This is a genomic window from Campylobacter sp. IFREMER_LSEM_CL292 (assembly GCF_025771615.1).
Taxonomy (GTDB): Bacteria; Campylobacterota; Campylobacteria; order Campylobacterales; family Campylobacteraceae; genus Campylobacter_D; species Campylobacter_D lari_D.
Genome location: NZ_JAKMQP010000006.1, coordinates 88,255 through 94,819 on the forward strand (window position 1 = coordinate 88,255; position 6,565 = coordinate 94,819).

General features: G+C 27.3%; 5 protein-coding genes. 1 reads left to right on the forward strand and 4 read right to left on the reverse strand.

The features are described from left to right. Nucleotides 1-11: 11 nt before the first annotated feature. Nucleotides 12-1,301 carry a sigma-54-dependent transcriptional regulator gene (locus tag L8T82_RS05110; protein WP_263726019.1) on the reverse strand — a complete coding sequence of 430 codons (1,290 nt, stop codon included), beginning with the start codon at nucleotides 1,299-1,301 and terminating at the stop codon, nucleotides 12-14. Between the two features lie 8 nt (nucleotides 1,302-1,309). Beyond that, entirely contained in the window at nucleotides 1,310-3,901 is a 2,592-nt protein-coding gene (gene secA / locus L8T82_RS05115) for a preprotein translocase subunit SecA (RefSeq protein ID WP_263726020.1), read from the reverse strand. A gap of 119 nt (nucleotides 3,902-4,020) precedes the next feature. On the opposite strand from secA, the gene lolA reads away from it, so the two are divergent. Then, nucleotides 4,021-4,527 (forward strand): LolA-like outer membrane lipoprotein chaperone, encoded by a 507-nt coding sequence (gene lolA / locus L8T82_RS05120; protein WP_263659319.1) that lies wholly within the window; start codon nucleotides 4,021-4,023, stop codon nucleotides 4,525-4,527. Here lolA and L8T82_RS05125 read toward each other — a convergent pair whose 3' ends face one another. Both L8T82_RS05125 and L8T82_RS05130 read right to left on the reverse strand, forming a co-directional pair. After that, complete coding sequence (locus L8T82_RS05125) at nucleotides 4,528-5,178, reverse strand: flagellar basal body-associated FliL family protein (protein WP_263726021.1); 651 nt, start codon at nucleotides 5,176-5,178, stop codon at nucleotides 4,528-4,530. Beyond that, nucleotides 5,175-6,527: an ATP-dependent DNA helicase gene (locus L8T82_RS05130; protein WP_263726022.1), complete on the reverse strand. Its 1,353-nt coding sequence runs from the start codon at nucleotides 6,525-6,527 to the stop codon at nucleotides 5,175-5,177. The genes L8T82_RS05125 and L8T82_RS05130 overlap by 4 nt, the downstream gene beginning before the upstream one ends. Between the last annotated feature and the right edge of the window lie 38 nt (nucleotides 6,528-6,565).

Here is a 6,565-nt window from a genome sequence, read left to right on the forward strand (position 1 = left end):
ATCCATCCTTTTTAAGTAATATTGTATTTTTTCATTTTTTCACTAAAAATTTTTTCACTCATCCCTATAAGCTTAGCTGCTTCTGCAATATCTTGCGAATTTTTTAAAGCTTCTAAAATCAATTCTTTTTCAAGATTTTTAATATCTTTACTTTTTCTACTTTCTAAGAATAAATCTTGAGCGCTAATCTCATCATTTTCACTTAAAATACAAGCTCTTTGTATAATAGAAATTAACTCCCTAATATTACCTGGAAAATCATAAGCTAATAGAGCACATTGTGCTTCTTGACTTAAAGTTTTTTTATTAAAATCATATTCTTTACATGTATCAAGTAATACCTTTTGTGCAATTTGCAAAATTTCTTCTTGACGCTCTCTTAGTGGTGGTATATTAATAGGAATAGTATTAAGCCTATAATATAAATCTTGTCTGAATTCATTATCTGCAATCTTTTTTTCTATATGAGCATTAGTTGCACTAATAATTCTTACATCAATCTTTATGCTCTTAGTACTTCCTAATCTTGTAATTTCTTTTTCTTGCAAGGCTCTTAATAATTTTGCTTGAATTTCATAAGGCATTTCACCTATTTCATCTAAAAACAAAGTGCCTTCATTAGCGAGCTCAAACAACCCTATTTTAGTAGTATTAGCATCGGTAAATGCTCCTTTTTCAAAACCAAAAAGCTCACTTTCTATCAAATTTGATGGAATTGCTGCCATATTAATAGCCACAAAAGGTTTTTGTGCTCTTTTTGAATTTTTATGCACAAAATTTGCAAAAACTTCTTTACCTACCCCACTTTCTCCAAAAAAAAGCACACTCGCATCTGTCTTAGCAGCCTTAGTAGCCAATTTTAAACAATCTTCTAAAGCTTTAGAAGTGCCATAAAAATCTTGATTTTCTTCTTTTTTGATAGTCTTTTTATTTGTTTTTTTAGAAGTCTTTTCTTGAATTATTTTTGCGCGTTTTATCGCAGTTACTAAAGTATTAATATCAAATGGTTTTACTAGAAAATCTTTTACTCCAAGTCTCACTGCTTCTATAGCACGATTTAGCGTTGCATTACCTGTGATAATAATAAAATCATATTTATTCTCACAAGCTTGCACAAATTCAATACCATCCATACCCGGCATATTAATATCTGTAATAATCAAATCAACATCATCATTTAGTTTTTTTAAAGCTTCAGTTGCTGATTTATAAGATTTTATAGTAAATTCCTCATACTCACTCAAAGCAATTTCGAGTGATTTTCTCATATTTATATCATCTTCGACTATAACCAAATTCATTTCAAACCTTAAGCTAAAATACCCTTTTTAGGACCACTTTTACCATGGCATTCTTTATATTTTTTACCACTACCGCAAGGACAAGGTGAATTTCTAGGTACTTTGGTAACTTGTGCTTCACCATTTTCATCAACACCACTTTCTGTAGTACTAGCTAAAAACTGCTCGTTTTGTTCATGGCTTTTTTCTTCAAAATTCTGTGCTTCTTTTTGAGTAAAAACTACATTAAATAACAATTTCAAACTATCAAATTTAACACGCTCAACAAGCTCCATGAAAAGATTATAGCTTTCTTTTTTATATTCTACTAAAGGATCTTTTTGATTATAACTTCTTAAACCTATACCAGTTTTTAAAATATCCATTTGGTATAAATGCTCTCTCCATAGATTATCCAAAATTTGAAGATATAGAATTCTTTCAATTCTTCTGGCTTCCCTATCTTCAATAATATTCATTTTATCTTTGTAAGCTTTTTCTAAAATTTCACTTAATTTATTTTCTACTTCAATTACACCTAAATCTTTAAAATCAGCTTCGCTAAGCTCAAGATTACACTCATAACTTACTTTTTGTTTTAAACTTTCAAAATGCTTAACATCATCTTCAAGTTCTGCATTTAGATAAATTTGGCTTACCAAATGATTACTATATTCAGCAATATTTTTTAAAATTTTATCTTGCAAGTCAAATTCTTCATCTAACAATTCATTTCTATAATTATAAATAGTCTTTCTTTGTTCATTTGCCACATCATCATATTCAAGCAAATGTTTTCTGCTCTCAAAATGCAAGCTTTCAACTTTTTTTTGAGCATTTTCTACAGCTCTTGTAACAATGCGACTTTCTATATGCTCACCCTCTTCTATACCCAATCTTTCCATGATATTTTTAATGCGATCACCGCCAAAAATTCTCAAAAGATTATCCTCTAAACTTAAATAAAATCTACTTACACCAGGATCACCTTGACGCCCTGCACGACCACGAAGTTGATTATCTATTCTTCTACTTTCATGGCGTTCAGTTCCTATGATATAAAGCCCTCCTAAAGCTCTTATTTCATCATCTATTTTTATATCAACGCCACGACCTGCCATATTAGTAGCTATAGTTACTGCACCTTTTTTACCCGCATCTTGAATAATCAAAGCTTCTTGCTCGTGATTTTTAGCGTTAAGCACATGATGAGGAATGCGTTCTTTTACAAGCATATTATGAAATACTTCACTTCTTTCAATACTTGCAGTTCCCACTAAAACTGGCTGACCCTTTGCATTTGCTTTTTTTATCTCTTCAATAACTGCTTTAAATTTTTCTTCTTGAGTTTTATAAATCAAATCATCTTTATCTATTCTTGCAATTGGTATATTTGTAGGTATAGAAACTACATCTAAATTATAAATTTGAGAAAATTCCGTTGCCTCAGTTTGTGCAGTACCTGTCATGCCTGCTAACTTTTTATACATTCTAAAATAATTTTGGAAAGTAATATCTGCTAAAGTTTGACTTTCTTCCTGAATTTTTACCCCTTCTTTAGCTTCTAATGCTTGGTGTAAGCCATCACTAAAGCGTCTTCCCTCGCTTAATCTTCCTGTGAATTCATCAACAATTACAACTTCTTTATCTCTTAATACATAATGCACATCTTTTTCAAATAAATTATGTGCTTTTAAAGCCTGATCAAGCTGATGGGCCAATATTGCATTATCTAAGCTATATAAATTTTCTACTCCAAATAATTTTTCAGCCTTAGAAATTCCAGCCTCTGTAATCATAATAGTTCTATTTTTCTCATCGACAACAAAATCACCACTTGGCAATTCTTGAAGAGTAGTAGCTGCTTGGCCTTTTTGCATTTGTTTTGCTACTTCATTTGCTTTAACATAGCCGTCTAAAGTTCTATTTGTAGGCCCACTTATAATAAGCGGAGTTCTCGCTTCATCTATTAAAATACTATCTACTTCATCAACTATAACAAAATTATGCTCTCTTTGTACTTTTTCAAGCTTTGAAAATTTCATGTTATCGCGTAAATAATCAAAGCCAAATTCATTATTTGTACCATAAGTTATATCACACTCATAAGCTTTTTTATGTGCCTCATCACTATTTTGCTCTGAAAGTATCACACCTACACTAAAACCTAAAAAATTATAAATAGCACTCATTTGCTCTGCATCTCTTTTAGCCAAATAATCATTTACGGTAACCACATGCACACCCTTACCACTCATAGCATTTAATACAACAGGTAAAGTTGCAACCAAGGTTTTACCTTCCCCAGTTTTCATTTCAGCAATTTTTCCATCATGTAAAACCATACCACCAATTAATTGCACATCAAAATGACGCATATTAAGAGTTCTTTTTCCTACTTCTCTAACTATCGCAAAAACATCATTCAATATTTGGTCTAAAGTTTGTTCTTCTTTTTGAATTTGTGTTTTAAATTCTATAAATACTTGTTTTAATTCATCATCGCTTAAATTTTGGTATTTTGATTCTAAAGCATTAATTTGCACAACCCTCTTTAAATATTTTTTTACTTCTCGATCATTTTTTGTGCCAAATATTGCTTTAAATACACTAGAAAACATTTTTTTACCTTTAATTACAAAAATATATGCTAGATTATACCTTGAATTTAATTAGAACTATATAAAAAGTTTTGTTTGGATAAATTTTATATAATTTACAAAATTTTTAAAGGATAATTATGAGATATTTTATATTTTTAATGTTATTTGCTTGTAGTATTTTTGCTTTTGATATAAATTTTAAAAATTTTAGTAGTGATTTTGAACAAAAGGTGCAAAGCAATAATTCTTCACTAAATTATAAAGGAAATTTTATCATTACTCAAAATAAAGCCTTTTGGAATTATACTAAACCAAATAAAAAACAAATTTATATCAATCACAAAGAAGTTATTATCATAGAGCCTGAGTTAGAACAAGCTATTTATACTCAATTGCAAAATTTACCAAATCTTCAAGAAATTTTTAAAAATGCAAAATTAATATCTCATGAAAATTATGAAGCAAAATACGAAAATATCACATATAATATCAAACTAAAAAATGATAATCTTAGTAATATTTCTTATAAAGATGAGTTAGGAAACTTAGTTAGTATTTATTTTTATAATCAGAAATTTGATCAAAATATCAACGAAAATATTTTTATACCAAAAATCCCAAGCCATTTTGATATTATTCAATAATCAAAATGGTATTTCATTAAACAAATCTTGCTGTTCTTTACTTGGAGTTAACATTTGCATTTGAGTTTTTTCCATGGTTTTTAAAATCATATCCATAGCCTCTTTACTTGTGTTAGTATCTTGATTAAAACTTTTATTATCATCTTTATCATTGTTGTTTATTTGATCGGTATTTATATCTTTTGATTGAGTATTATTTTGATCCGTATTTTTTGCAACTTTGGAATTATCTTGAATTTCCTTTTGTTTGATAGTTTTTATTGTATTGTCATCTTTTTTTTCCAAATCATTTATAAAACGCTTAAATTCTTCCAAGTCAAACTTAGCTACCGAATTAATTTTTAAAATATAAATATTTTTAATTTGAGTTTTATATTTTTTATTACTAAATTTAAGCAAGGTTTCTTTAAAATTATTTTTACCAACTTCTGTAAATAAATCTTCATAAAAATAACTGGATATAATGGTGTTTAAAGCATCTATAATTTTCTTTTGATCTAAATTTTCTCCCTCAAAATCTAAATTCATTTCAATTTTTTTTAAAGTATTATTTCCAACCTTTGAATATAAATCAGTTCTAAAATTTTCTATACTCAAGGAACTAGCATGGATATTAAAAAACATTAAAAACAAAACTGTAATCCATTTCATATTATCTCCTCATCTTCTTCTAAATCTATAAATTTTTCTTGTAAATAAAATTTTTTCACTTCTTTATCGGTTTTTAAAATTCTTAAAAAATAATCCTCAAAAGGTATTTTATAATTATATATGATTTTTAAATTACAAGGATTAATGGCCCTTGATAAACATACATATAATTGTCCTTTTTCAAAAATTCCATCAATATCACATATAAGATTATCTATACTCATACCTTGAGATTTATGGATTGTTATAGCATAAGCTAACTTTATCGGAAACTGAATAAATTTTGCTTTTACTTTTACTTCTAATTTTTCTTCATCATCTAAATCATATTCTTCCAAAATATACTCATAAACCTTTAATCGCAAATTCTCACCATTACTTTTTTCTATTAAAATATATTCTTGCTCATCATCTTTTATAAAATCTAAAATAATTCCTTGCTCTCCATTGTAATAATTTTCCTCTTTATTATTTACACAAAAAATAATCTTAGCGCCTATTTTTAATTTTAACTCCTCTAAAGAATTTAATCCTTTAATCCACTGCTCATAAATTTTATCATCTAAAGTATGATCTAATTTTTCCATTCTTGATTTAAATATTTTTTCTTTACCTTGCAAAAGATTTAATTTTTTAGCATTTATACAATTAGCTTTTTTATTTGTAGCACACAATAGGGCATATTCGTCCATATACTCAAGCAAATCTTTTGGATAAATTAACATTTTTTTAAAAAAACTTAGTATTTCTTGATTTACTTCACCCATTCTAAGAAAAAACAAATATTCGTAAAATTGTTTATCTAAAGTTCTTTTTGTAATACTAAGTCTTAAATTAATAATTTTAAGATCATTCCAAGCTTGTGAAGAAAAAGCATATAGAGTATTTTGAAATAAAGTGCTTTGAATTTGATTTTCTCTATAATTAATCACAGGTGGAAGTTGAAAAAAATCTCCAACTAATAAAATTTTACCACTAAAGCCACTTCTTGTTAATCTATAATAAATCATTTCCATCAATGAAGCACTTACCATAGAGATTTCATCAATAACCAACAAATCACATTGCTTTAAAATTCTCTTTAATTTTTCTAGTTTATCTCTTTGCTTTCTATCTTCATAATATAACTCATCATAATTTTGACATCTTTTAAAAGCAAAAAAACTATGTAAAGTAACTCCTCCTATATTAAATGCACTTAATCCAGTAGAACCTAATACAACAACAATTCTACCTTGTTTTCTATATAATTTAACAAGTTCTGTAGTTAAGAATGATTTACCAACTCCAGCAGAACCACTTAGAAATATATTATTATCTTTTAAGAAAAAATCTAATTTATTTAACATCATCTTAATATTATATTATAATCTACTAAAACTCAACT

What these genes read in the sequence shown, in the direction of transcription:
- L8T82_RS05110 (WP_263726019.1), bottom strand. Translation starts at nt 1,301, where the DNA reads ATGAATTTGGTTATAGTCGAAGATGATATAAATATGAGAAAATCACTC.
- secA (WP_263726020.1), bottom strand. Translation starts at nt 3,901, where the DNA reads ATGTTTTCTAGTGTATTTAAAGCAATATTTGGCACAAAAAATGATCGA.
- lolA (WP_263659319.1), top strand. Translation starts at nt 4,021, where the DNA reads ATGAGATATTTTATATTTTTAATGTTATTTGCTTGTAGTATTTTTGCT.
- L8T82_RS05125 (WP_263726021.1), bottom strand. Translation starts at nt 5,178, where the DNA reads ATGAAATGGATTACAGTTTTGTTTTTAATGTTTTTTAATATCCATGCT.
- L8T82_RS05130 (WP_263726022.1), bottom strand. Translation starts at nt 6,527, where the DNA reads ATGTTAAATAAATTAGATTTTTTCTTAAAAGATAATAATATATTTCTA.